23 protein-coding genes are annotated in these 24310 nt (G+C 66.6%); 13 read left to right on the forward strand and 10 right to left on the reverse strand.

Going from position 1 to position 24310, the window contains the following annotated elements:
• Positions 1-66: 66 nt before the first annotated feature.
• Together ACOQFL_RS09580 and ACOQFL_RS09585 are read left to right on the forward strand one after the other, a co-directional pair.
• On the forward strand, positions 67-777 hold the full coding sequence (locus ACOQFL_RS09580) for a GntR family transcriptional regulator (protein ID WP_435543746.1): 711 nt from the start codon (positions 67-69) through the stop codon (positions 775-777).
• Complete coding sequence (locus tag ACOQFL_RS09585) at positions 774-2000, forward strand: MFS transporter (RefSeq protein WP_435543747.1); 1227 nt, start codon at positions 774-776, stop codon at positions 1998-2000. Before ACOQFL_RS09580 ends, ACOQFL_RS09585 begins: the two co-directional genes overlap by 4 nt.
• A gap of 162 nt (positions 2001-2162) precedes the next feature.
• Here ACOQFL_RS09585 and ACOQFL_RS09590 read toward each other — a convergent pair whose 3' ends face one another.
• Positions 2163-2615 carry a carboxymuconolactone decarboxylase family protein gene (locus ACOQFL_RS09590; RefSeq protein ID WP_435543748.1) on the reverse strand — a complete coding sequence of 151 codons (453 nt, stop codon included), beginning with the start codon at positions 2613-2615 and terminating at the stop codon, positions 2163-2165.
• 76 nt (positions 2616-2691) lie between these two features.
• Here ACOQFL_RS09590 and ACOQFL_RS09595 point away from each other — a divergent pair, with 76 nt between their 5' ends.
• Complete coding sequence (locus ACOQFL_RS09595) at positions 2692-3576, forward strand: sigma-70 family RNA polymerase sigma factor (protein WP_435543847.1); 885 nt, start codon at positions 2692-2694, stop codon at positions 3574-3576.
• A 248-nt stretch (positions 3577-3824) separates the two neighbouring features.
• Positions 3825-4250 carry a pyridoxamine 5'-phosphate oxidase family protein gene (locus ACOQFL_RS09600; protein WP_435543749.1) on the forward strand — a complete coding sequence of 142 codons (426 nt, stop codon included), beginning with the start codon at positions 3825-3827 and terminating at the stop codon, positions 4248-4250.
• 67 nt (positions 4251-4317) lie between these two features.
• On the opposite strand, the gene ACOQFL_RS09605 is transcribed toward ACOQFL_RS09600, so the two are convergent.
• Positions 4318-4665 carry a DUF3303 domain-containing protein gene (locus ACOQFL_RS09605; RefSeq protein WP_435543750.1) on the reverse strand — a complete coding sequence of 116 codons (348 nt, stop codon included), beginning with the start codon at positions 4663-4665 and terminating at the stop codon, positions 4318-4320.
• 781 nt (positions 4666-5446) lie between these two features.
• Here ACOQFL_RS09605 and ACOQFL_RS09610 point away from each other — a divergent pair.
• The 3 genes from ACOQFL_RS09610 to ACOQFL_RS09620 are packed head-to-tail and all read left to right on the forward strand — an operon-like array spanning position 5447 to position 9728.
• A complete protein-coding gene (locus tag ACOQFL_RS09610) occupies positions 5447-7963 on the forward strand; it encodes a GcvT family protein (RefSeq protein ID WP_435543751.1) in 2517 nt (838 codons plus the stop codon).
• A gap of 13 nt (positions 7964-7976) precedes the next feature.
• Complete coding sequence (locus ACOQFL_RS09615) at positions 7977-8741, forward strand: electron transfer flavoprotein subunit beta/FixA family protein (protein ID WP_435543752.1); 765 nt, start codon at positions 7977-7979, stop codon at positions 8739-8741.
• Positions 8742-8744: 3 nt separating this feature from the next.
• A complete protein-coding gene (locus ACOQFL_RS09620) occupies positions 8745-9728 on the forward strand; it encodes an electron transfer flavoprotein subunit alpha/FixB family protein (protein WP_435543753.1) in 984 nt (327 codons plus the stop codon).
• A gap of 262 nt (positions 9729-9990) precedes the next feature.
• Here the strand turns inward: ACOQFL_RS09620 and ACOQFL_RS09625 are convergent, their stop codons facing one another.
• The 4 genes from ACOQFL_RS09625 to ACOQFL_RS09640 are packed head-to-tail and all read right to left on the reverse strand — an operon-like array spanning position 9991 to position 12994.
• Positions 9991-10398: a universal stress protein gene (locus tag ACOQFL_RS09625; protein ID WP_435543754.1), complete on the reverse strand. Its 408-nt coding sequence runs from the start codon at positions 10396-10398 to the stop codon at positions 9991-9993.
• A 24-nt stretch (positions 10399-10422) separates the two neighbouring features.
• Positions 10423-11298, reverse strand: coding sequence for a metal ABC transporter permease (locus ACOQFL_RS09630; protein WP_435543755.1), 876 nt, complete (start codon positions 11296-11298; stop codon positions 10423-10425).
• Positions 11295-12059 carry a metal ABC transporter ATP-binding protein gene (locus ACOQFL_RS09635; protein WP_435543756.1) on the reverse strand — a complete coding sequence of 255 codons (765 nt, stop codon included), beginning with the start codon at positions 12057-12059 and terminating at the stop codon, positions 11295-11297. The genes ACOQFL_RS09630 and ACOQFL_RS09635 overlap by 4 nt, the downstream gene beginning before the upstream one ends.
• Entirely contained in the window at positions 12059-12994 is a 936-nt protein-coding gene (locus ACOQFL_RS09640; protein ID WP_435543757.1) for a metal ABC transporter solute-binding protein, Zn/Mn family, read from the reverse strand. Before ACOQFL_RS09640 ends, ACOQFL_RS09635 begins: the two co-directional genes overlap by 1 nt.
• 925 nt (positions 12995-13919) lie before the next feature.
• On the opposite strand from ACOQFL_RS09640, the gene ACOQFL_RS09645 reads away from it, so the two are divergent.
• Positions 13920-14318 (forward strand): hypothetical protein, encoded by a 399-nt coding sequence (locus ACOQFL_RS09645; protein ID WP_435543758.1) that lies wholly within the window; start codon positions 13920-13922, stop codon positions 14316-14318.
• A gap of 146 nt (positions 14319-14464) precedes the next feature.
• Here the strand turns inward: ACOQFL_RS09645 and ACOQFL_RS09650 are convergent, their stop codons facing one another.
• A complete protein-coding gene (locus tag ACOQFL_RS09650; RefSeq protein WP_435543759.1) occupies positions 14465-15133 on the reverse strand; it encodes a trimeric intracellular cation channel family protein in 669 nt (222 codons plus the stop codon).
• Positions 15134-15448: 315 nt separating this feature from the next.
• Between ACOQFL_RS09650 and ACOQFL_RS09655 the strand changes: the two genes are divergently transcribed.
• The 4 genes from ACOQFL_RS09655 (at position 15449) to ACOQFL_RS09670 (ending at position 21123) form a co-directional block, all read left to right on the forward strand.
• Positions 15449-17428, forward strand: a complete 1980-nt coding sequence (locus tag ACOQFL_RS09655) for an FUSC family protein (RefSeq protein ID WP_435543760.1) — start codon at positions 15449-15451, stop codon at positions 17426-17428.
• 212 nt (positions 17429-17640) lie between these two features.
• Positions 17641-18738, forward strand: a complete 1098-nt coding sequence (locus ACOQFL_RS09660) for a carboxylate-amine ligase (protein ID WP_435543761.1) — start codon at positions 17641-17643, stop codon at positions 18736-18738.
• Positions 18739-18928: 190 nt separating this feature from the next.
• Positions 18929-20176: a polysaccharide lyase domain-containing protein gene (locus ACOQFL_RS09665; protein ID WP_435543762.1), complete on the forward strand. Its 1248-nt coding sequence runs from the start codon at positions 18929-18931 to the stop codon at positions 20174-20176.
• Between the two features lie 224 nt (positions 20177-20400).
• Positions 20401-21123 (forward strand): YqeB family protein, encoded by a 723-nt coding sequence (locus tag ACOQFL_RS09670; protein WP_435543763.1) that lies wholly within the window; start codon positions 20401-20403, stop codon positions 21121-21123.
• A gap of 117 nt (positions 21124-21240) precedes the next feature.
• On the opposite strand, the gene ACOQFL_RS09675 is transcribed toward ACOQFL_RS09670, so the two are convergent.
• Positions 21241-21465 (reverse strand): hypothetical protein, encoded by a 225-nt coding sequence (locus tag ACOQFL_RS09675; protein ID WP_435543764.1) that lies wholly within the window; start codon positions 21463-21465, stop codon positions 21241-21243.
• Positions 21466-21469: 4 nt separating this feature from the next.
• Positions 21470-21871, reverse strand: a complete 402-nt coding sequence (locus ACOQFL_RS09680; RefSeq protein WP_435543765.1) for a carboxymuconolactone decarboxylase family protein — start codon at positions 21869-21871, stop codon at positions 21470-21472.
• Between the two features lie 314 nt (positions 21872-22185).
• Here ACOQFL_RS09680 and ACOQFL_RS09685 point away from each other — a divergent pair, with 314 nt between their 5' ends.
• Positions 22186-23523, forward strand: coding sequence for an NAD(P)/FAD-dependent oxidoreductase (locus ACOQFL_RS09685; protein WP_435543766.1), 1338 nt, complete (start codon positions 22186-22188; stop codon positions 23521-23523).
• 32 nt (positions 23524-23555) lie between these two features.
• On the opposite strand, the gene ACOQFL_RS09690 is transcribed toward ACOQFL_RS09685, so the two are convergent.
• Positions 23556-24302, reverse strand: coding sequence for a class III extradiol dioxygenase subunit B-like domain-containing protein (locus tag ACOQFL_RS09690; protein WP_435543767.1), 747 nt, complete (start codon positions 24300-24302; stop codon positions 23556-23558).
• Positions 24303-24310 lie beyond the last annotated feature (8 nt).

Here is a 24310-nt window from a genome sequence, read left to right on the forward strand (position 1 = left end):
CACGACACCGGCGGACGTTGTGCACACCGGCTTGTATACTGGGCTGTATCCCAACCGAGGAGAGCCATGTCGTCCGGAAAGACCCACGCTGTCTACCTGCGCCTGCGCGAACTGATCGAAAAGATGGAACTACCGCCCGGCGCGCAACTGAGCGAGACGAGTCTGGCTGAGCGCCTCGAGGCCTCCCGCACGCCGGTACGGGAGGCGATCCGGCAGCTCTCGCACGAGGGCTTGATCAGTTTCACCCCGGGGTCGGGCGCACGCGTCGCACCGATCTCGCTGCACGGGGTGCGGACGTTGTTCGAGTTCCGCATGATCCTGGAGCCCGCGGCCGTGCGGATGGTCGCCGAGGACGGCCGAACCCACCCCGAGCTGCTCACCGAGTTCACCGAAATCGCAGGTGAACTCGACGCCATGACCGAACGGATCGAAACGGCACCGCACGCCGAACTGGCACCGCCCTTCCACCGGCTGACCGAGCGGTTCGACCTGGCCGTCACCGCCGCCTGCCACAACGAGCAGCTGGCCCGGACGATCGACCATCAGCGCGGCCAGTCCGCCCGACTGCTCGAGGTCGCCCACTCGGCGACCCAGCGGCTGCCCGGATCAGCGCGCGAACACCGACGGATGTGCCGTGCGGTGCTCGACGGCGACGCCGAGGGGGCCGCGGCCACGCTCACCGAACACCTCTCCCGCACCCGGCAGGTGATCATCGAACAGCTCACCACCGGGATCAGCGCGGGCACGTTCGACGTCGAGATCGGTCCGGCCACTTGAGCACGACGAAGACCGAGGGCACCTCTTCCGGGAAGAGCATCTCCCCGCGACTGGCGCTGCTGCTGGTGTGCGTCGTCTGCACCCAGACCACCCTCAACCTGGCCCGACCGCTGATCTCGTACCGCACCATCTCCCTCGGTGGCGGCGAGGTCGCGGTCGGACTCATCACGGCCGCCTACGCGCTGCTGTCGCTCGTGGTGGCGCTGCCGCTGGGCCGCTACACCGACCGCAACGGCGGCACCGTGCCGGTACTGCTCACCGGAACCTGCCTGCTCGTCGCGGCCCCGCTGTGGTTGGCGAGTACGAGCTCGCTGCCGGGCGTGACAGTCGGTTCGGCCGTGCTCGGCCTGGGACACATCGTGTTCATGATGGGTGGTCAGCGCTTCATCACCACGTTCTCCGCCGACGAGGCGCTGGACCGCAACTTCGGCCTGTTCACCGCCGCCGTGTCGGTCGGGCAGATGCTCGGCCCGCTCGGCTCCGGGCTGCTGCTGGGACAGGCTTCCGGAGCGGCGTTGACCGGAGCGACGAGCAGGGCCTTCCTCGTCGGAGCGATCACGGCCGCCGTCGGTCTGCTGCCCGCCCTGCTGCTGCGTCGCGACACTTCCGGCGCGCCCCGAGCCCGCGAGTCCGGCAACCGGCGGGGAACGCTCAGCCTGTTGCGCAGGCCCGGGATGGCCACCGGGTTGTTCACCAGCCTCGCGTTGCTCGGTGCGGTCGACCTGCTCACCGCCTATCTGCCGCTGATCGCCGAGAACCGCGGCATCGCCCCCGCCCTGGCCGGGGTGCTGCTGGCGGTGCGCTCGGCGGCCTCGATCCTCTCGCGACTGGGGCTGGGGTATCTGGCGGCGCGCTGGCAGCGGCGCACCCTGATCGTCACCAGTTGTCTCGGCGCGGGGACATGCCTGGTACTGGTCACCGCACCGGGGGTGGGGGTGGTGGCGATGACCGCCGCACTCGCCGTCGGTGGGTTCCTGCTGGGAATCGGCCAACCGTTGACCATGACCGCGGTGGTACGTACGGCGGGCGCGGCCAATCGTGGTTCCGGACTGGCGTTGCGGCTGTGGACCAACCGCGCGGGCCAGGTGGTGCTGCCCGCCTGCGCGAGCGCGGTGTCCGGCTCGCTGGGAGCGGCGAGCGCCCTGCTGTTCGCCGCGGTGGTACTGCTGGCCACCGGCGGGCTGGCCGGACTGGGACCAAACGGAGACAGCGGTCCGGACTGATCACGCTCGCCGCAGCACGGGCATGCGTTCCGTAGGAATGTGGCCTGTGTCGGCAGTGCGGATGTATTCGATGCACGCGGCAACACGAGCGGAACGGCGGGGCCGTGCCATCCCCTCACGGGAATACGAGCTCGCTTACCTGGCCGGACAGTTCCGGCGAGGTCAGGAAGAGCCCGCTGGCTGCCGGGTCGCGGCATTGAGTCGGTTCCAGACGTTGATCGCCGCGATCGACAGCAGCAGCGACGAGAGTTCCTTCTCGTCGTAGTGCTCGGCCGCCCTGTTCCAGATTTCGTCCGGGACGGCCTCGGAACGGTCGGCGATGCGGGTCACGCACTCGGCGAGTTCCAGCGCCGTACGCTCCGCGTCGTTGAAGTACGGCGACTCCCGCCACGCACCGACGCCCCAGATCCGCTCGTCCTGCGCACCCGCCTCCTTGAGCTCTCTGGAGTGCATGTCGACGCACAGGCCGCAACCGTTGATCTGGCTGACGCGGAGGTGGATCAGCTTGTGGGTGGTTTCGGGAACGGTGCCCGACTGCGCGACCCTGCCCAGTTCGAGCAGTGCCCGCATGGCATCGGGCAGCACCATCGCGGGGTGGGTCATCCGAGCCTGCATAATGTCCTCCCGGTGTCACATCCGCCCTGTCGGAGCGGGTCACAGGGATGACCCATCGGAACGAGAGGTTGTGACAGTGCAGGACGAAGAATTCTGGGCCGCGAGGTTCGAGGAACATCGCCCACGCCTGCGTGCGATGGCATACCGGATGCTGGGCTCGTTCACCGAGGCCGATGACGCGGTGCAGGAGACCTGGTTGCGGATCTCACGCGCGTCGGGCGACGATGTGGACAACATCGGCGGCTGGCTCACGACGATCGTCTCGCGGCAGTGTCTGAACATGCTGCGCGCACGGGCGAACCGACAAGAGGAACCGCTGGATGTGCGGGTACCCGACCCGCTCGTCGAGTCCGGCGACGCGGCCGACCCGGCCGAACAGGGCATCCTCGCCCACTCCGTGGGTCTGGCACTGCTGGTCGTGCTGGACACGCTCGATCCCGCGGAGCGGCTCGCGTTCGTCCTGCACGACATGTTCGCCGTGCCTTTCGAGGAGATCGCCCCGATGGTGGGCCGGACACCGGCGGCGGCTCGAAAGCTCGCCAGCCGAGCCAGGCAGCGGGTCCAGGGATCGACCCCCGTAGGGCAGCCCGACCGCGCACGTCAGCGCGAAATCATCGACGCGTGGCTCACGGCCGCACGCGGCGGTGACTTCGCGGAGCTGGTCACCCTTCTGCACCCGGATGCCGTACTACGTGTCGACACCGGAGGTGCCGGCTCGAAGCTCGTGCGAGGCTCTACCGAGATCGCCGAGCAAGCGACGATGTACCGGGCAGCCGGGCTGCACGCTCGCTTCGCGATGGTCAACGGCGGTCCCGGCATCGTGGCCACGCTCAAGGGACGCCCGGCAGCGGTGCTGGCGTTCACGATCACCGACGGTTGGATAGTCGAGATCGACATCCTGACCGATCCGCAACGCCTGAGGAACGTCACAGGCCAGGACTCCGACCGAAAACCGATGTGAACGGGACTGCCCGAGTTCGTCGGATTGACACTCCGAACCGAACACCCCGCTTCCCGCGACTGTACCGAGTGAGCGACTCACACCAAGATATGAACCCCGGCTCGACTTCAAGCGTTACACGGTCCGGGGACCACCCCGAACGCGACAACAACCAACAGAACAACCGAGCGCTACTGCCACGGCGGGGTTACGTTGGGCACGCGGATCGTGCTTTCACCCGGCAAGGGGCGGACGAGCTGGAGGACACAGTGGAACTCGACGACGTAAAAGCCGAGATCGCCCGTCTGTCGAACTGGGCGCACATCGCCACGGTAGGACGCGACGGCAATCCGGATGTCGTGCCGATATGGCCGGCTTGGCAACACGACACGCTATGGATCTCGACCGGCGCGCAGTCCGTCAAAGTTCGCAATATCGCTCACAATCCGAATGTCGCCCTGCATTGGCAGGTCGACGAGAGCGGTGACGGCGTGGAGATATGGGGCACCGCGACCGTGCACACCGACATCGACACCAAACGACGCCTCTGGAGCGGCGTCTTCTCCTACGACCTGAACGACTTCGTGCCCGACGGACCCGAATCGCCTGAAGCTTGCTTTCTGGCCATTCACCCCCGAAAGGCACTCGCGCTCAAGCACTACGGGATGGCAGGCCGCGAAACCTGGCGAACATAACCAGTTTCCCCACCCGAGGACACATCACACCGCCAAGACGACACACAACGAGCAAACGCCGAACTCGTCAAGCGCTGACCTGCAGCTGCTTACGGATTTCCTCGATCATCCGATCGTACGGAAGTTCGTAGACCGCGTGCACGTCCCAGCTCACGAGATCCATGTAGGGCTGCAGCAGATCGGTAACCTCGTGCGGCGAGTCCGACTCGACCAGCAGGAAACCCGATCCGCCGACGACGAGGTTGTACCACCCGCGGATCTTGTCGGCCTTGTTGTTTCCGAGGTCGTGTTGTTCCAGGACTCGACGGCGCACATCCTCGGCGCGAGTGTTCTCGTGCCATCGGAAGCGGCAGTACCACAACCTAGTTCCCCCATCGGAGCAAAGCGGTGCCATATAGGGGCCCGTATGAACCATGCTAGAACGTCCCCTGCGCCCGTTCGTCGACGAGGATCTCGTCACTTTCCTATGGATTCGACAGCAACGCGGCCGAAACCGCGAGCGGGGCCGTTGTCGAGTATTAGGCGGGGAAAGTCGTGCAAGGCCAATCAGAACCTCGCTCGTCCCCCGTTCAGCGACGAACATCAGCCGCGCGAATTCCGCACCGAGGAGTTGAGGAATTCTCGAATTCTTCCGCCCTGCCGTGGAACGCCAACGGCATTCCGCCGTGGCAGCGTCCCCGGTGCGAACACCGGAAACAACGCACAGCCTTACCACGGTTCCGCCGAGGTCACCCACCATGTGACCACGCGCTCGTCGTCCCTGCCCTCGCACGACGACCAGCGGACGGACCCGGTTCGGACTCGGGAGGCTACCCCGGGCGTGGCCTGCCCACTCCCACCAAAGGCCAGCAACACACGAAAGTAGTTTCGGATAAGGCAACGCGTTGCGTAGTACGCGTGATATTTCTATCGTATTTTTGTGCCTCAGGTCACAGCGTGCTGTCCCGAAGCGAGTACTCACCAACGGGTTGATCCGGTCAGGCCCGAGCCCGGCCGTCACAACGCGACCGGTCTCGGTGAGAGAGCTCTTCACACGCTCCGGGAGCGCCCGACAACCACCGTGATCCGCCCACCGCCGTGGTGGCGAACAACTCCGGAAAGCACCTGACCCCGCGTGAACACGTCACCGGACTCGGCCAAGAGAACTGGACTGCGCTCCCGCACAGCCGACACACGACAACCCGATTGGAGTCCCCATGAACCACCTTCCCGACAGAACCGAGGCCGTCGTCATCGGTGCGGGAATCGTGGGTAACTCCGTGGCCCACCACCTCGCGCAAGCCGGCTGGCACAACATCGTGCTGCTGGACAAGGGCCCCTTGCCCGATCCGGGGGGATCCACCGGCCACGCGTCCAACTTCATCTTCCCCGTCGATCACTCCAAGGAGATCACCGCGATCACGGTGGACTCGATGCATCAGTACGAGAAGCTCGGCACACTGGTCACATCGGGCGGTGTGGAGATCGCCCGCACCGAGGCACGCGTCGAGGAGCTCAAGCGTCGTATGGCCTCCGCGAGAGCGTGGGGCATCGACTCCGAACTCATCGGTCCCGCGAAAGTAGCCGAACTCGTGCCCTTCATCGACTCGAGCATCGTCGAACTCGGTTTCTGGACTCCTTCGGTAGCGGTGGTCGACCCGCTGCGGAGCGGGGCGCTCATGCGGGAGCAGGCTCAGGCGCTCGGAACGCTGACCGTATCGGCCAACACCGAGGTCACCGGGATCGACACGGAGCGCGGAAGGGTCTCCAAAGTCCGTACCGACCGCGGTGACATCGAGACCGACACGGTCGTCGTCGCGTGCGGAGTGTGGAGCCCGCGCATCGCACGGATGGCAGGCGCCCGAATCCCACTCACCCCGGCCGTACACCAACTGATCGACGTCGGCCCCATCCCGTGGTTGGCCGAGACCCACTCCGAGATCGGATATCCGATCGTGCGGGACATGGATCCGCTCATGTACGAGCGGCAAAGCGGTGCCGACCTGGAGATCGGCTCCTACGCGCACCGGGCGATCCTGCACGATCCCGACGACATCCCCTCCTACGAGACCGCGCAGCTCTCGCCCACCCAGTTGCCGTTCACCCAGGAGGACTTCGATCCACAGATGGAAGACGCCCTCGAGCTCTTCCCCGAGATCCTGAACGCCCCCGGGGCGGGGATCCGGCACTCCATCAACGGTCTGCTGTCGATGACCCCGGACGGCGCACCGCTGCTGGGTGAGACACCGGAGGTGAAGGGGCTGTGGTCAGCGGCCTCGGTCTGGATCAAGGAAGGCCCCGGAGTCGGCAGATTGCTCGCCGAGTGGATGACCCACGGCAGCACCGAGATCGACCTGCACGGCGCGGACATAGCCCGTTTCTACCCCAGCCAGCGCACCACGACACACGTCCGGGAGCGCGCCCGTGAAGGATTCAACAAGATCTACGGGATCGTGCACCCCAATGAGCAGTGGGAGTCCAACCGAGGTCAACGGCTCTCCCCGTTCCACACCCGCGAAGTGGAGCTTTCGGCCCGGTTCTTCGAAGTCGGCGGGTGGGAACGACCGCACTGGTACGAGTCGAACAGTTCGCTGCTCGAGGAGTACGCCGATCGTGTCAGCAACCGCCCACACGAGTGGGACGCTCGCTGGTGGTCGCCGATCATCAACGCCGAGCACCTCGCGATGCGTGAACGCGTCGCGATGATCGATCTGACAGCGTTCGCGCAGTTCGACGTGTCCGGACCGGGCGCTGTCGAGTACCTGCAGCGCATGGCGGTCGCCCAGGTGGACAGGGACGTCGGCAGGATCATTTACACGCCGATCCTGGACCACTCCGGCGGCTTCCGCAGCGATCTGACGATAGTCCGGTTGGCCACGGACCACTTCCGCGTCATCGCCGGTGGTGCCGACGGGGCGCGCGACAAGAAGTGGTTCACCGATCACCTCCCCGCGGACGGATCGGTCGTGTTCACGGACATGACCTCGGCGGTGTGCACCATCGGTCTCTGGGGACCGCACGCTCGCGACGTGCTGTCCTCGGTCACCGAGGCCGACCTCTCAGCCGGGACTTTCCCCTTCGGCACGGCAAGACACATCGATGTGGACGGAGTACCAACCCTCGCTGTCAAGATCTCTTACGTCGGTGACCTGGGATGGGAACTGCACGCTCCCTTCGAGCAAGGATTGAAGTTGTGGGACACCCTTTTCGAAGCGGGCAGCGAGCACGGCATCGTGCCCGCCGGTATCGGCGTGTACGGCACGACGGGACGGTTGGAGAAGGGCTATCGGCTCATGGGCGCCGAGCTCGAGGGCGAATACGACCCGGTGGAAGCGGGCCTGGCGCTGTCGAAGGTGAAATCGCCCGAATTCATCGGCAAGCAACCCTACCTCGAATCCAGAGAACAGGGCGCCGCCGCCACATTGTGCACACTTTCCTTGAAAAGTCACACCGACTCCGCCGGAGTGGCCCGGTATCCGCAGGCTCACTCACCAATCCTGAGCACAAACGGTGATCGCCTCGTGGACAGCAAGGGCCGAGGAAGCTACGTCACCAGTGCGGGGTCGGCTCCCTCCCTCGGTGAATACCTGCTCATGGGGTACCTGCCCAAGGCGTACGCGTCGGAGGGAACCGAGCTGCTCGTCGAGTACATGGGTGAGCACTACCCCGTCGCAGTCGCGCGAGCGGGGCGCACCCCACTGTTCGACCCGGATGACGAGCGGATGAAGTCCTGACGGAGGAACGGTCATGAGAATACTGGTCTGCATCAAGCGGGTACCCGCTCCTGGTGGGAAGCTACCGCTGACCGAGGACGGCACGGACATCGACACCCGCCACATCGGATTCACCATCGGTCCCCACGAGGAATGCGCCGTGGAAGAGGCGGTCCGACTCACCGATGAGCACGGCGGCGAGGTCACCGTTCTCAGCGCTGGACCTCCCGATGTGGAAGAACAACTGCGCTACGCGCTGTCCATGGGTGCAGGCACCGGAGTACTCGTGGAACAGACGACGCGGGCACCGGAGAGCACGGCCACCGCGTTGGCGGAGACGATCGCGACGCTGGAGGCGGAGAACGGAACCTTCGACCTCGTCCTGTTCGGCAACGAATCCGCCGACGCGAGCAACTACCAGGTCGGCATTCGGGTCGCGTGTGCGCTGGGACGCCCCGTGGTGGGCGGTATCAAGGGCATCCGGATCAGCGACGAGAGCACCCAGGTGTTCCTGCGTCGGGAGGGTGCCGACGGGATCGAGACATACCAGGCTCCGCTGCCCGCGGTCGCCGCCGTCAAGGAAGGACTCAATCTGCCGCGGTATCCCACCATCAAGGGCAGACTCCGAGCCAAGAAAGCACCCCTGCGCACTATCCGTCCGGAGGTCTCGCCGGGGAATCTGCGCACGCTGCGACTGCGACAGCCTCCGGAACAGGAGCAGGAAACCGTCGTACTCGGGCACGGAGCCGACGCCGCCGAATCCGTTGTCGATCTGCTCGCTCGGAAGGGACTGGTGTGAAACATGCTGCTTGTCCTCGTCGAAGACGAAAAGGGAACCGTTTCCGACACTTCCCTCGAGACACTCACCCTCGCCCGCGAACTGGCGACGAAGCTGGATGTCCCTGTGCACGCGGTGACGTTCAGCGCCGGTGCCGGGTTCACGAGCACGCTGTCCGCTTACGGCGCCACCACGCTCTACCGGATCGAAGGACCGTTCGCCGACGATCAATCCCCCGAGTGCCAGGGTGCCGCTCTCGCGGAGCTCGTCCAGCACATCCGAGCCACCGGTGTTCTCGTGGCGGCAGGCGAGTGGGGTAACGAGATCACGGCTCACGCCGCCGCACGTACGGGCGAGGCATTCGCCAGCAACTGCGTCGCGGTGGAGGCGGGTGAGCTGTGGACCCTGACCCGGCTCCGCGGAGGTGGGATGCTGCTCGAGGACGCCGAACTGGCAGGCGCGATCAAATTCGTCAGCCTCGTCGCAGGTTCCGTCGAACCGTCCGAGGTTGCCGTCCACGGAGACATCGCCACAGCTACTTTCGTGCCCGAACGCGCCGACGAACCGGTCCACAGCAGGCTCGTCGAACGCACGGCGCCCAGCGGTACCGGTGTCTCGCTGGCCACGGCCAGGGTGGTGGTCTCCGGAGGGCGCGGCGTCGGCAGCGCCGGGGGCTTCGCGAGCCTGGAGGAGTTGGCGGAGTTGCTCGGCGGGGCGGTGGGCTGTTCCCGGGTGGCAACGAACAGCGGCTGGCGGCCACACAGCGATCAGGTCGGCCTGACGGGCACCAAGATCGCCGCTGACCTCTATATCGCGTGCGGTATCAGCGGTGCGACCCAGCACTGGGTGGGCTGCATGGGGGCGAAGACCATCCTCGCGATCAACACCGATCCCGAAGCGCCGCTGGTCACTCGTGCGGATTACGCGGTCCTCGGTGACGTGCACGAAGTTCTACCCGCCGTACTCGAACGGGTCCGAGCACGCAAGCAACCCCAGGGAGCCGCCTGATCGAGGATGCCGACCGAGTGGCTCGCGAGCGATCGGGGAGAGCCGCCTCCTGACCGACGCACCGTGTTCTCCGTTCCCCAGGCAGTCGCTGTTCGGCGTCGGAGTCACTGTAGAGACGGAAGTCCATGACCTTGCCGGTACTGGGGGCCGGCGCCGGTGGAAGCGGCTCAAGTCTTTCGGACCCGCTGAGACAGCCTGCCGAAGGCCGGGGAGGCACGAGCCGGCGGGCCGTGTTCACGCCTCCGAAGTCAATCGATTCGTGTCACCGACCGACGACGGGCCGGTCGGCGTGGTGCACCAGGTGCTGGCTCACCGAACCGAGCAGAACACTGGCGAAGCCACCGTGACCACGATTGCCCACGACGATCAGCTCGGCGCCGGACTCGCGGGCGACGTCGAGCAGCGCTCGTGTCGGATGTCCGCGGGAAACCGACCTGTCGATAGGCACAGGGCTTTCACCGGCGACTTCGCCTACGGTTTCCGCGAGCGACTTTTCGGTGTCCTCGCCGAGATTCTGCAACCCGGGCATGCTCCAGTCGTAGGATGTCGGCACATCCCAAGTCTGTACTGCTTTGATACGTCCACCGAACTTGACCGCATGGCGAATGGCGGCACGACTCACAAGTACCGCCGCGCGGCTGAGGGTGCGGAACGCCGTACGCCGGCACACCGAACTCGACCTGTGCGACCGCCGCTACCGCGACGGGTCGCCGGGCATCGAGTCACTTCGCGGGCTCGGACGATTCGCAGGCGGATCGCTCATCACACCCCGTGCCGGTAGGAAAACGCCGCGAGCAGCGACGAAGAGCGCGCAGGCGGTGAGCACGATCGCGGGTCCGGAGGGCAGGTCGAACGCGTAGGAGGTGCTCAACCCTCCGAGGGTGACGACCACGCCCACCACGACGGTGGCTGCCATCATGCTCGCGAGCGTGCGGGTGAACAGTCCCGCGGTCGCGGCGGGGATGGTCAGCAGCGCGATGAGCAGGACCACGCCGACCAGTTGGATGAGCACGACCACGGCCAGCGCGATGGCCGCCAACAGCACCAGTTCCAGCGGGAAAACCGGCAGGTTGCGGCTCCGGGCGAAATCCCGGTCGAAGGAGTGGGCCAGCAGCGGCCGGTAGTACAGCACGACGAAACCGACGAGCACCAACGCGACCGCGCCGAGTAGCGGGAGGTCGCCACGTGGGATCGACAGCAGCGAGCCGAACAGGAAACTGCGGGCGTTGGCGGTGTATCCCGGCGTGAGCTGGACGAAGACAACTCCCAGCGACATACCGACGGCCCACAGCATCCCGATCAGGGTGTCGTTGCGTTGCCGGACGAAACGCCGCAGCACACCCATGCTCACAGCGGCGAGCACTCCGAAGAGCATGGCCGTCACGGACGGATCGAGCCCGAGCAGGAAGCCCAGTCCGACCCCGCCGTAGGAGGCGTGCGCGATACCACCTCCCACCAGGACCTCCCGGTTGACCACCACGAGGGAACCGACCACCCCGAGCACCACACTGGCCAGTACCGCCGCGATGACCGCGTTCTGCATGAACTCCAGGCGCAACGCCTCGATCACACCGAACCTCCCATCGCACCGGCGTGTTCCGGAAGGCGGCCATCGGTGCTCGCCTGTGGCTCCCCGACTCCTCGCAACGGCTCGGCCTGTTCGCGGTTGTCGGACCAGGGCCTCAGGTCGTGGTCGACCGTCACGCCGCGGGTCGCCAGGGTGGCGATTCCCTCGATGTCGTGGGAGGCCACCACGACGGTCATGCTGCCGATCAGTGAGGACAGCAGCTGTTGGAGCCGCTCGGCCGACTCGGCGTCGATGCCCGCTTCGGGTTCGTCCAGCACGAGCAGGTCCGGCTCGGTAGCCAGCGCCCTGGCGAGCAGGACACGTCTGCGTTGTCCGGTCGACAGGGCCGCCACGGGGCGCGCGGCGAGCTCGGCGAGACCGACCCACCGCAGGAGCTCGGTTACCGCCGCGCGGTCGGCGGCACGCAGTCGCTGTGGTAACCAGGTCGAACGGATACGCCCCATCGCGGTGAGGTCGCGGACCGTCAGCGGGAACTCGAGGTCGAGCTGCGCGGCCTGCGGCATGTATCCGACGCGCCCCCGAGCCCGGCGCGGCGGCCTACCGTGAATCTCGACAGTCCCGGCGAACGGGCGCAGCAGACCGACGAGCAGTCCGAGCAGGGTGGACTTTCCTCCTCCGTTGGGACCGGTCACCGCGAGACACTCGCCCGTGGCCAGCGTCAGGTTCGCCTCGGACAGCACGGGGATGGAACCGTATCCCGCACGCACCCCGGCCAGTGTCACCGCGTTCGTCTTCGGACTCATCAGGAACCGTCCCGCAAGGCGTTCGCGAGTTCGGTCGCGACGTGATGCATGTTCTTCTCCCAGCCCCGTGCCAGCGGGTCCAGCGGCTGCACCGTGGCGCCCACCTGCTTGGCGATGGTGCGCGCGTCCTTCTTCGAGAACTGGGGCTGAACGAACACGGCTCGGATGTCATGATTGTTGGCACGTTCGATGATCTCGCGCAGCCGCGCGGCACTGGGCTCCTTACCACCGGATTCGATGGGGAGCATCGTCAGGTCGTAATCCCCGGCGAAGTAGTTCCACGCAGGGTGGAACGACATGAACGTCTTACCCGCGACGGGTTCGAGCTGCCGCGCGATGTCGGCGTCGACGGCGTCGACGCGTTCCTTGAACTGCCGCAGATTGGCCCGGTAGTCCTCCTCGTGAGCGGGGTCGACCCGGCTCAGCGCTGTCGCGATCGTCTCGACCTGGGTCTTGACCCGCTGTGGGGAGAGCCAGATGTGCGGATCCGGCTTGCCGCCCGCCAACTGGCCGCGGTCGACGTTCTTCCAGGTCCGCACCCATCGCATGTCGTCACCACCGGCCGACTTGATCCGGTCTGCCATGGAGCGTTCGAAGGGCACGTCCATGCCGAAGTAGACGTCCGCCTCGGACAGCGACCGCAGTTCGGACGGCTTGGGTTCGTACAGCGCGGGCGAGGCCGCTGGAGGCAGCAGCACGGTGGTGTCGACGTGCTCACCGCCGATGTGCTCCACGAAGTAGCGCTGCGGTGGAATGCTCACGAACGCTTGCAACGGCTCGGAACCGTCTCCGCTGGAGCTCTGCTCACTTCCCCCGGTACCGCAGGCAGCGGCCAGCGCCCCGGATAACGCCAGCACGAGCGCCAGCGACTTCCGTACGCCGCGGGACTTTCGCCGTTGTTCGAACAACTCTCGGTTCACCTCGAAGTCAGTCACGTTGGGTAATCGGTCACGCAGGCCTTTCAGCAGCCAGTGACCTGAAAATGAAAACCGTTATCAACAAGCTGTGTCAATCGCCCAACGGACCCCGGGAATGTGGAAAAGATCACTGGAGCGGCTACTTGTGCGAAACCACGGCAGTTGTTCGGTGCCGCCGCGGCATTCGTGGCACACGGGGCGTACACCACCAGGCGGCGGGCGCTCGACGAAGCTCCTCGCTCGATGCCCCAGCGCCGCGAGGCACCGACCACTCGGTCGGTGATCAACCATCCCCGCGAGTTCTGCTACGAGGCCGCGGGGAGGACTACGGTGACTTCCCCGGCAGCAGCCCGAATCCCGGGCAGGTTGCGACCGTAATGCACAGGATCGCCCGGTAGAGGCGAAGGAGAAGACTTGATGAAGGTAGCAAGCTGCGGAGCCGGTATCGCCGGTCTGACCCTGGCGAACCGCGTGGCGCGCACGCTGGTTCCTACCCGCCTCGAGGCTGCGACTTCGGCTACGCCGTGCGATGCTGCGCCTCGCGCGGCTTCCCGTCATCGACCGCTACGTGGCCACCACACTCACCGGCAAATCCACTTCCCTCCTCGAGAAGCCGCGCCGGACCGGCGACTCACAGCAGTTGACCTCCACTGATCCGAGCCGGGAAGGAGATTCGTGATCCCGGTCCGAGGCAGCCCTCAGCGACGCTCGCCACGGATCCGCGTCGTGATCGCACAGCGTCAGTACCGCCGATTCGCGACCAAGAAACGAGGCGATCCGAGGCTTTCCCAGGGGAACGGCGCATTTCGACAGCTCCGCCCGTGGGGACAGCACTGCGACGGCCGGGAAACCGGCTCGTCTCGTCGAACATCGTCCCACCTCGCCAACCTGCCGCTCCGCGAGGAACCGGGCCGAGCCACGAGCGGCATCGGAGGGATTGGTCATGTCCCAGTGGTCCACCCGAGACGAGCCACTGCTGCTGCACAACACGATGCGCATCGCCGAGGGCCACCTCGAAGAGTACAAGCGGGCGGTGACGCGGGCGGTGCGGTTCGTCGAGCAGCACGGTCCCCAACTGATGGTGCAGGTGTTCATCGACGAGGATCAGCTGCTCGCGCACAGTTTCCAGCTCTACCCGGACACGGCCGCGATGCTGCGGCACTGGGAACTGTCCGACCCGTACATCCGGGAGGTCATGCGACACTGCACCGTGGAACGACTCCAGATGTACGGCGAGCCCGACGGAACCATGACGGGGGTAGAAGCCCCGGCAAGCACCGATGACGGCTCCCGGGCCAACGTGCCCCGCCACATCGGCTACCTCCGCACGCCGGGAGAGTGAGCAATCACTTCCGGCTCATCGGGTCGGGAGAGCCCACCCGAACCCGACCAACGACACTGCGCCCTCCTCACTATGCGTATCCCCTGCGGCGAGCCCCTCGGCACCGAGATGGTTCGGGCATCCGGCTGAGCCCGAGCGAGGCGGACTCACTCGTTCTCGGCAGCCGACGAGGAAGCCTCCCCATCTCGGCGACTGGTCCGACGCGGCGTGCTCGGCACGTAGAGATTGAACCGCAGCCCCAGCATTCGGATGACGAAACAAACGGCCGCGGCGACCAGTGCGCTGGCCAGACCGTAAATTCCCATCCGCTCGGCGAGCACGGTCACCGCGGCCCCCACCATGGCGGGCACGACGTAGAAATCACTGCTCAACACCGTCGGCACGCGACGGATGAGTACGTCGCGCATCGTTCCGCCGCCGACGGCGGTGATCGCGCCGAGCAGAACCGCCTGCACCCCGTCCAGTCCGAATTCCAGGGCCTTGCTCGCACCGGTTACGCAGAAAACGCTGAGTCCGACCGCGTCGAAGATCGTGATCAGTACGGCGAACCGTTCCAACGGCAGACTCAGGAAGAACGCGAGCAACGCGCCGGCCGCGGCCACTCCGAGATAGCTGAGGGCGTTGAAGGTGGCCGGGGGCAGTGAGCCGATGAGAACGTCCCGAACGATACCGCCGCCCAACGCGGTGACTATTCCCAGCGTCAGCACCCCGACGAGGTCCAGCCGCACCGCGCGTACCGCGGTCAGCGCGCCGTTGAGCCCGAACGCGAATGTTCCGGTCAGGTCGAGGGCCAGCAGCAACGGTGTCTGGGTCATCGCCCCAGTGTGCCGGGCACCTCGGGGGTTCCCGGCATCGCGGGCTAGGCGATTCCCGGAACATGAGAAAGAATTCGCACTTTCCGGAATTCGACACGCGCGTCGCCTCGCCCGCGAAAAGCGCCGAAAATCGTTTCGAAACGACCGACACATCGTTTTTACCGGGCATTCACCGAATATCTCGGAGTGACGCACGACAAGGTGTGATGTGCGTGGTGAACCGGGCTCGACGCGGCCGAATCGGGCAATAATGGGAGTGAGCCCCAAGACGCGGCGAAAGTCCGAGCGGCGTGCTCGTGATCATCGGGAGGTGGAGTGTTCTCCGTCGGTGCGGTTACCCGACCACGGCCGTGGTGGAGCGGATTACTGTATCTACTGCGAATTGTCGCGCCTTCCTGGCTGCGCAGAATGCTGCGTCCCGCTCCGATACCGGTGGACTGGAGCCGGGTCGGTGTGGCCGCGCTGGGAATAGCCGCTCCGCAGGCGGTGGGGCTGGCGAGCGGGTGGATCGCCGAGACGATCCTGCTTTCGCTCGGAGCGCTGTGCATCAGCTTTTCCGACCTGACCAGCTCCTACCGGTACCGGCTGCGCCGGGTGGGACTGACCGTGGTGCTGGGAGGTATCGGCTTCGCGCTGGGTGTTCACGCACCCGGACCGTGGGCTGCCGCTGGTGTGGTGGTGACGGTCTCGGTGCTGTCGGTACTGGCGAGCCGGATGGGCGATCTCTGGGCGGCGGCGGGCACCCAGATGCTGACGTTCTGCATCGTGGCCACCGGCCACCCTGTCGAGACGATGAGCGCTACCGTACAGCTGTGGTGGTTCGTGGCGGGTGAGCTGATGGCGTTCGCACTGATCGCCGCGACCTGGCCGTTCCGTCGCACAGCCCCCGCCCGGCAAGCGGTGGCGCGGATCTTCGACACAACCGTTCGAATGCTCACCGCGGAGAACTCCCGGGCCCGTACCGACGCACGGCAGGCCCTGACCAGAGCACTGGACGAGGCACACGACATCCTGATCAGCGTCACTGCGGGAGCCACCGCGCGCAGCCGCGTGCACGACCGGCTCCACGTGGTGCTCTCGCAGGCCACACCGATGGTGGAGGCATCCGTGGCTCTCGCGCACGCGGGGAGCAGACCCCCGGAGCGCACCCTGACCACGATGCGCACACTGGCTCGGTGCGTGCGCTCCGGCGCGACTCCCCCACCCTCCCGATCGGCGGTGCACGAGACCTCCACCGCCGTGCGTGCGCTGGAACAATCCCTGGCGGGGTTGCTCGACTCGCTGCGCACCGCGAAGCTCGCCGACCCCACCGGCCTGGCGGACAACCGGGATCGCCGCGCTCGGTTCCGGGCCTGGCGAGAGAGCCTGGCCGTGGGGCGCAGCGGCTGGCTGTTGGCATCGCGGATGGCGCTGTGTCTGGCCGTGGCCGAGGTGGTGGGGCTGGCACTGCCGCTCGAACAGCCGTACTGGGTGGCTCTGACGGTGGCGCTGATCCTCAAGCCCAACTCGGGCTCGGTGTTCGCGCGCGCGGTGCTGCGCGGCATCGGCAGCGTGCTCGGCGTGGTCGCCGCGGCCGCACTGCTGGCACTCGTGCCGCACGGCTGGTGGCTGCTGCCGTTCATGGTGCTGCTGGCGGCGCTGGTGCCCGACTCGTTGAGCCGCCACTACGGCCTGTTCACCGGTGTGGTGACGTGTCTGGTGCTGCTGCAGATGGTCCAGGTGGAACCGATACCGGCACTGCCCGCGGTACGACTGGTCGACTCGCTGCTCGGCTGCGCCATTCTGTTGGTGGTAGGGGTCCTCTTCTCCCCCTTGCAGCGGCAGGCGCCGCTCGCTCGACGGTTCGCCGCGGCTGTGGAAACGGTTTCGGAATACGTATCGCTGTCGCTGGCCGGATTCGAGCTGGGGCGGTCGGCGGCACGCCGTCGTAGCTATCGGCAGCTGTCCGAACTGCGTGCCGCGCTGCGACAACGCCTGGTGGAACCCACTTCGGCGAGCACCGCGGAGAAGTGGTGGACCTCGATCATCGTGCTGGAACGACTCGTGGACGGTGCCACCGAGCGTGCCATTCACATCGAACGGGGTGACGAGGCGTTCAGCCTGCAACACACCCAACGGATCGTGTCGAGCATGCGATCGACGGCACGCCAGCTGCGGGAGCTCGCCAGCACCGGGGCGGCGGAGCCTCCGGCAACCCTTCCCGACCGACTCGCCGAACTCGGCGACGAGATCAACGAACGCCAGCGGGAGCTACCCACCCGACAACGGAGGTGTGTCGAGGCCGCGGACCGCTGATTTCCGCGCACCGGCGATCGAGAGGTCGGTCAGGGCGATGGGGCGTCCACGGTGGGGCGAACCTCACGCCGGCCCTCACCCCGGGTACACCCGAGATCACTCGGCGAAGCCCGGTACGGGTCACCACAGCGGAGCCCTCGGTCCAGCGTTCCGGATGGCGGCTCAGCGAGCGACCAGCAAGGATGGAAGCGGGAGTCTCCGGAGGTGATGGCGTGAACGGTGCGCTCACACTGGGTGTGGAGGAGGAGTTCCACCTCGTCGACACCACCACCGGGCAGTTGTCCGACGCCGGTCCCAGACTCGCGGGAGAACGCCTGACAGCCGTGGCGCCGGGCCGGGTGGATCCGGAAATGCTGTCCTCGCAGATCGAGTTGTCCACCCCCGTGTGCACCGAACTGGCCGAACTCCACTCGGAATTGCTCCGACTCCGTGGTGAGTTGGTTACCGCGGCGAACGAGTGGGAGAACAATCTGATCGCCAGTGGTACGTATCCGGGAAGCCAGCGGATAACGGTGACTCCGAAGGCACGCTACGAGGAAACGATGGCCAGGTTCGGCGTGGTGGCACGGCAACAGCTGGTCTGCGGTTGCCACATCCATGTCGGGGTCGACGACCCGGAGGACGCGGTGGCGGTGATGAATCGTGTTCGCCCTTGGCTCTCGGTGCTGCTGGCCCTTTCGGCGAACTCGCCGTTCTGGCGGGGCGAGGACACCGATTACGCCAGCTACCGGGCGCAGCTCTGGTGGCAGTGGCCGAGCGCGGGTATGCCGGGGCTGTTCGACTCCTACGCCGACTATGTGGCCTCGACTCAGCGTCTGGTCGACGTCGGGGTGCTGCGCGACCGCGAGATGCTCTACTGGGACGTGCGCCCTTCGGAACATCTTTCCACAGTGGAATTCCGGGTGTGCGACGTGGATCCGCGTCCGGAACAGACCGTGATGCTGGCCGGGCTCGCCCGAGCACTGACCGAGCGGTGTGTGGCAGAGCGGCGAGACCGAGTACCGCCGCGCCTGCCCAGGCCGGAACTGGAACACGCTGCTCGCTGGCGAGCTGCCCGTTCGGGGCTCTCCGGCGATCTCGTCGACCCGATCTCGGCGCGTGCCCGGCCCGCCGAACAACAGGTACGACGCATGCTGGACTACCTGGACGCGCCGCTACGTGCCCACGGTGACGATGAGCGGGTTCGCGGTTGGATCTCCCGCCTGCTGAACGGGAGTACGAGTGCCGCCGCGCAACGAAGTGCGTTCCGGAAACGGGGGGACCTGAACGACGTGCTCGCGGCGATGACCGTCCCCCGGGGCGAGGACTGAGCGAGCGCCGCGGAAGCGGTATCGGCACGCGACGCCCGGACGAGTTCCGGACTCGGCCTGGACACCGGAAGGGCCTCCCCGAAACCACGAATGACACTCCAGGTGTTGACGAGAATTCGTCGAGTAACCGATCATCCTGCCGGATCGATCAGGATCATCCGCAACAGGCCCACAAGGCACAGGAGGATCAATGAGTCCGGAGGGAACGGAACGGGACGCCGACGGCGGACTCGGCAGGCGGAACTTCTTGAAACTGGGCACGGCGGGAGCCGCGGGACTCGCGCTGGCGGGAGCCACCGCGAGCACGGCGGCGGCGTCCACCCGGAGCGCGGCCACGTCCCCCTCGGTCAACACCGCGGCTGTGACCACGATGCCCGATCCCGCTCCCGTGGACCTGAAACAGGGTGGCGGCAAGACCTACCACGCCAGCCCGGGGGACACGCCGGAGTTCCACGTCAACGACTTCGAGGGGCTCAAGAACGCGCTGCGGAACGCGGGTGACGGCGACATCATCCGCGTGGCCGACAACGCGGCGATCGACATGACCGGTGCGGAGAACACCCTCACGATCGGCGCCGGTGTCATTCTTTCGGGGGGCCGCGGCAACGACGGCAGTCTCGGCGGGCTCATCTACACCACCAGGAACCGGAATCCGGTGGCGGACAAGCCCCTGCCCATGTTCAAGACCTACGGGGATCGGGTCCGGTTCACCGGGCTGCGGCTCCAGGGGCCGCGGCTGGCGAACTACTGGGACCCGGAGGGCTACGACGGCAATCCTTCCGATGACACGGCCTACGACAACTACCTCATCGGCGGTATCCACTTCCTCGGGGACAACTGCCGCGTGGACAACTGTCAGCTGTACGGCTTCACCCACGCCGCCATCTCGGTCGGTGCCGGTAGCTACCCCGTTTCGTCCCGGATCGACCACAACAGCATCCACAACAACCCGATGGAGCACTTCGGCTACGGCGTGAACCTCTACAACGGCGAGTCCGTGATCGAGTGGAACTACTTCGACTACAATCGGCACTCCGTCGCCGGGTACGGCTACGACACCAACGGCTATACGGCTCGCTACAACCTGGTCGGCGAACACCCGATCAGTCACGCCTTCGACATGCACGGACGCACCCAGAACGACGGCAGCGACACCGAAGTGGCGGGTGGGACCATCAACATCCACCACAACACTTTCCGGTTCACCCACGACGTTTTCCCCGACAGCCGTGCGCAGGAAGCCATCGCGATCCGGGGGATCCCGGCGGACCGCTGCGACATCGACAACAACTGGTTCTACCACGACTCGAAACCGGTGGAGGTCAACAAGCAGGGCAACGCCTACCGCCAGGAGAACGAGCAGTGGATGCACATGTGGGCCTCCGGCAACCACTTCGGACGGAACGAACCCTCGGGTGACATCGGTCATCCCCGCTGATCGAAATTTTCCACCCGGGGTGTCGGGATACTCGCTCGGCTGCACCACCCGCCGGGCCTCGTCGCGGGTACCCCACCTCGGGTAGCGATCTGAACGACCTCCCGGTGCCGCGCATGGCGCGGCACCGGGGCTCCGAGCGGAATTCGGACGGGTCGAACCGGATTCCGGGGAGGGAAACCTCACGCGGCCCGGTTCAGCGATAAACGTTCAGTAGGATCTCGCGGGTGACCGACGAGCCTTCGCCACGCAATCCCGAACCACAGCCCACCGGCCCCACGGTGGTGGCCGAACCGTCATGGACGTATCCCGCGGTGGGAGTCGTGTTCACCGCACTCGGCGCTGGGCTGGGCTGGGGTGTGCGGCTGCTCGCCGACTGGCTGGTGAGTCTGCCCTGGGCACCGATGCGGGGACCGGCCGAACTGGTGAACTCGTTACCCGAACCGTGGGTGACTCTCGGCCTCGTCGTACTCGGAGCACTGGCCGGTACCACGCTCGCATTGCACGCCTATCACGACAGTCTCACTGTGACGGTGACTCCCGAGCGGGTGAGGCTGCACCGACGAGGCAACACGCGGGAATGGTCCGGCGAGACCGTGAACATCGCGTGCCGCGACGGCAAGCAGCTCGTGCTGCTGGACGGTGACACGGCGGAACTGACGCGGGAAGAGTTCGACCTCGATACGGACCGGTTGGCCGCCGCTTTCCGCTCCCACGGCTACCGCTGGGCCGACGAGGACCCTTGTGCGGAGGAGTTCCGCCGCTGGGTCCCCGACACCCCCGGCATGCCCACGGGGGCGGACGCACTGCTCAAGGCCCGCGCGAAAGCACTGCGTCACAGTGATTCCAGCGAGGACGTCCGGGAACTACGCGAGGAACTCGCCCGGCTCGGCGTGGTAGTGCGGGACTCGAACAAGAAGCAGTACTGGCGGCTGTCCCACGGCCGTTGACTCCCGCCCGGAGCAACCGGAGTCACCGAATTCCACCCCGTCGAACACGAGCGACTCCCCCGCCGGACCGCACTCGATATCGCCGGGAAGCGCTCTCGGTATCGCCGGGAAGCGCTGTCAGCCCGTTCGCGGCCGACCGGTTTCCTCGTTCGTCGTTGTGTCGAGACGCCGCAGCTGCTGGTCGTAGTCACGCAGCAGCGCGCGGAGTTCCTCCCGCGCCGATTCGGGCACTTCCGTCGGGCTCGCTTCCGCGACACAGCGCGCGGCCGTCATCAGCGTGGCCAGTTCGTGTGCGTGCAGTACCAGCCGCAGCACCGTCGGGCGGATCCGTTCCAGACGCATGAACTCAACCCCGGGAGCCGAGGTACTCGCCTATACGGGCCAGCTCCGTGGCGAAGTTGTCGTAGTCCTCCCGGATACCGTTCAGGTAGGCGCTCCAGCCCAGGCTGTTCTTGGCGTAGTGCACCGCCTCCTGGATCTCCTCGTCACTGGCGCCGAAGAGTTTCGCCGCCTCGGTGTGGAACAGGGTGCAGTAATAGCACTTGGTCTCGGCGTGCAGCGCGACCCCCATCAGTTCCTTGTACTTGTTGGGAATCAACGTCTGCCCGAGTTCCAGGCGCTTGAAGATCTCCCACTCCGGGGCGAGCAGCTCGTCGGGAATCCGGGAGAAGAACGTGGGTACCAGACCGAGGGTGTCCCTGATGTCGGCCTCCACCTCGGCCCGGGTCTGAGTTGTGGTGGTGGTCATGATTGCCGCACCTGCGCTTTCGTCACGTGACCGGCCGGCGAACGCCCCCGCGCCACGAGGCCCGTACCCCGCGCATGCCCGCAGCACGTAACGGTGGTGAAAGCACCGGAGTTCGCGGGAGGAGCTCCGCTCGCGACCGCTTCGTCCCCTTCAGCGTGCGACCCCCGCCTCGGAGGTACTAGAGTCTTCGGTCTTTCGGTCCCGGACACGACGATGCCGAAGAGCACTGCCGGTTCGGGCAGCATTGCCGGTTTGATCGAGTCCTGCCTCGGGTAAGCGGAAACGGAGAGGAACCGACCAGTTGGGGAAACGCGATGGGACGCAATCGAGTAGTGATCGTCGGGGGCGGTTTCGCCGGGTACCACGCGGCCAAACAGCTCACCGAGAACACTCGACCGGATGAAACCGAGATCATCCTCGTCAACCCCACCGACTACTTTCTGTACCTGCCGCTGCTGCCCGAGGTCGCCGCCGGGATTCTCGACCCGCGCGCGATCACGGTCTCACTGCCGGGCACACTGCCCGCTGTTCGACTGGTGCTGGGCGAGGTGGACCGGATCGATCCGGAAGCCCGCTACCTCACCTACACCGATGCCGAGGACAACACGGGGTCGCTGAGCTTCGACAGGCTGATCCTGGCCGCGGGCAGCGTCAACAAGCTCCTGCCGATCCCCGGCCTGGCCACACACGGACACGGATTCCGGGGAGTGCCGGAAGCACTGTACTTCCGGGATCACGTCACCAGGCAGATCGAGCTCGCGGCCGCCACCGCCGACCAGGCCGAACGGGACGCCCGCTGCACGTTCGTGGTGGTCGGGGCGGGCTACACCGGAACCGAGATCGCGGCACAGGGCCCCGTGTTCACCCGTATCCTCGCAGAACGTCACCCGGAGCTGCGTGACCAGGAGATCCGCTGGAAGTTGCTTGACGTGGCGCCTCGGGTGCTTCCCGGCCTCGACCGGCGGCTCTCCAGTACCGCCACCGAAGTGCTCCGGGAACGGGGTGTGGAGCTGCTGACCGAAACCTCGATCAGCGAAGCCACCGAGAGCGGTGTAACCCTCGACAGCGGCCAACAGGTGGCGACGCGGTCGCTGATCTGGTGCGTCGGTGTGCGTCCCGACCCGTTGGTGCAGTCGTTGGGTCTGGAAACCACGGAAGGCAGGATCACGGTCGACGCGACGCTGACGGTGCCCGGCCATCCGCACGTCTTCGCCTGCGGCGACGCCGCGGCTGTTCCCGACCGTGCCAACCCCGGGCAGCTCACGGCCATGACCGCCCAGCACGCCACGCGGCAGGGCAAATTGGCCGGCAGCAACGTGCTCGCTTCGCTGCGGGGCGAGCGGCTCAGCGAGTACCGTCACCGCGACCTCGGGTTCGTCGTGGACCTCGGGGCGCGCGAGGCAGCCGCCAATCCGCTGCACATCCCGCTGTCCGGCTTTACCGCCAAAGCGGTCACCAGGGGTTATCACCTCATGGCGATGCCGAAGAACCGGCTGCGGGTGGCCATCGACTGGCTGCTGGAGGCCACCACCAAACGACAGCGCGTGCAGCTGGGACTGGTCCGTTCCGGCACAGTGCCACTGGACACCTCCTCACCCGAGCTGCCGAACCTGCGTGGCGAGCAGGAGGCACAGAGCTCGGCCCGGACTTAGCGGAACTCCGCCGCCGAGGTGCGCCGAGAAGCTCACTCGGTGGAGATTTCCACCCGATCCCGCTCCGGACGGCCCGATCTCGGGGAGGAACCGGCGAACCGCCAGCTGGCAACGAAGTAGCCGACTCCGTAGGGCGCGCTGTAGTCCAGCAGCTCACCGACCGGTGAACGTTCGGAAGCGGCCCCGGCTAGCACCTGCCAGGCCGGACGTCCGGCCACCATCAACCGCTCGGCGGTCTCCGGCCGCAACGCGGCGAGCGCGGTGGTGTCCCCGCCGCGCAGCGCCTCGGCTATGTGATCGTCGTAGGCGATGGCGTCCGGTTCCAGAAACCCCGGCGAGCGCTCCGTGCGACACGCCGAACCGTCCCCCAGCACCAGCAGTGCCACCCGCGCGGCGCGATCGGCGATTCGTTCCCCCAGCCGGAAGCACTCGGCCGGGGTGGCGTTCCAGGCCACCGAGTTGAATTCGCAGGCCGCCCGATCGAGGTGTGGCTCGAGCAGCCAGCGGCCGATCGTCAGTGATAACGGCAGCCGGGTGCTTCCCTCGCCGAAGGTCGTGTCCGGCCCGTACGGGGTCAGCGTCCCCGTGACGTCCGAGTCGTGGCACGCGGTGTGATCGTCCCCACCGAGCACCACGACCAGATCGGGGTCGGCGTCGAACAGCCTGGTGAGAGCCAGCGCGCAGTTGGCTCGGGTGCCGTCGAGATCCGCCGTCCGTCGCCCGGCCACCCCGGGCACCAGCACCGGCGGTTGGGGGAATACTCCGGCCGCTACCAGCATGTTCGCCT

Source organism: Actinopolyspora sabaoui (assembly GCF_051225635.1).
In the GTDB taxonomy this organism is placed as follows: domain Bacteria; phylum Actinomycetota; class Actinomycetes; order Mycobacteriales; family Pseudonocardiaceae; genus Actinopolyspora.

What these genes read in the sequence shown, in the direction of transcription:
- ACOQFL_RS09580 (WP_435543746.1), top strand. Translation starts at nt 67, where the DNA reads ATGTCGTCCGGAAAGACCCACGCTGTCTACCTGCGCCTGCGCGAACTG.
- ACOQFL_RS09590 (WP_435543748.1), bottom strand. Translation starts at nt 2,615, where the DNA reads ATGCAGGCTCGGATGACCCACCCCGCGATGGTGCTGCCCGATGCCATG.
- ACOQFL_RS09605 (WP_435543750.1), bottom strand. Translation starts at nt 4,665, where the DNA reads ATGGTTCATACGGGCCCCTATATGGCACCGCTTTGCTCCGATGGGGGA.
- ACOQFL_RS09610 (WP_435543751.1), top strand. Translation starts at nt 5,447, where the DNA reads ATGAACCACCTTCCCGACAGAACCGAGGCCGTCGTCATCGGTGCGGGA.
- ACOQFL_RS09615 (WP_435543752.1), top strand. Translation starts at nt 7,977, where the DNA reads ATGAGAATACTGGTCTGCATCAAGCGGGTACCCGCTCCTGGTGGGAAG.
- ACOQFL_RS09620 (WP_435543753.1), top strand. Translation starts at nt 8,745, where the DNA reads ATGCTGCTTGTCCTCGTCGAAGACGAAAAGGGAACCGTTTCCGACACT.
- ACOQFL_RS09635 (WP_435543756.1), bottom strand. Translation starts at nt 12,059, where the DNA reads ATGAGTCCGAAGACGAACGCGGTGACACTGGCCGGGGTGCGTGCGGGA.
- ACOQFL_RS09645 (WP_435543758.1), top strand. Translation starts at nt 13,920, where the DNA reads ATGTCCCAGTGGTCCACCCGAGACGAGCCACTGCTGCTGCACAACACG.
- ACOQFL_RS09650 (WP_435543759.1), bottom strand. Translation starts at nt 15,133, where the DNA reads ATGACCCAGACACCGTTGCTGCTGGCCCTCGACCTGACCGGAACATTC.
- ACOQFL_RS09665 (WP_435543762.1), top strand. Translation starts at nt 18,929, where the DNA reads ATGAGTCCGGAGGGAACGGAACGGGACGCCGACGGCGGACTCGGCAGG.
- ACOQFL_RS09675 (WP_435543764.1), bottom strand. Translation starts at nt 21,465, where the DNA reads ATGCGTCTGGAACGGATCCGCCCGACGGTGCTGCGGCTGGTACTGCAC.
- ACOQFL_RS09680 (WP_435543765.1), bottom strand. Translation starts at nt 21,871, where the DNA reads ATGACCACCACCACAACTCAGACCCGGGCCGAGGTGGAGGCCGACATC.
- ACOQFL_RS09685 (WP_435543766.1), top strand. Translation starts at nt 22,186, where the DNA reads ATGGGACGCAATCGAGTAGTGATCGTCGGGGGCGGTTTCGCCGGGTAC.
- ACOQFL_RS09690 (WP_435543767.1), bottom strand. Translation starts at nt 24,302, where the DNA reads ATGCTGGTAGCGGCCGGAGTATTCCCCCAACCGCCGGTGCTGGTGCCC.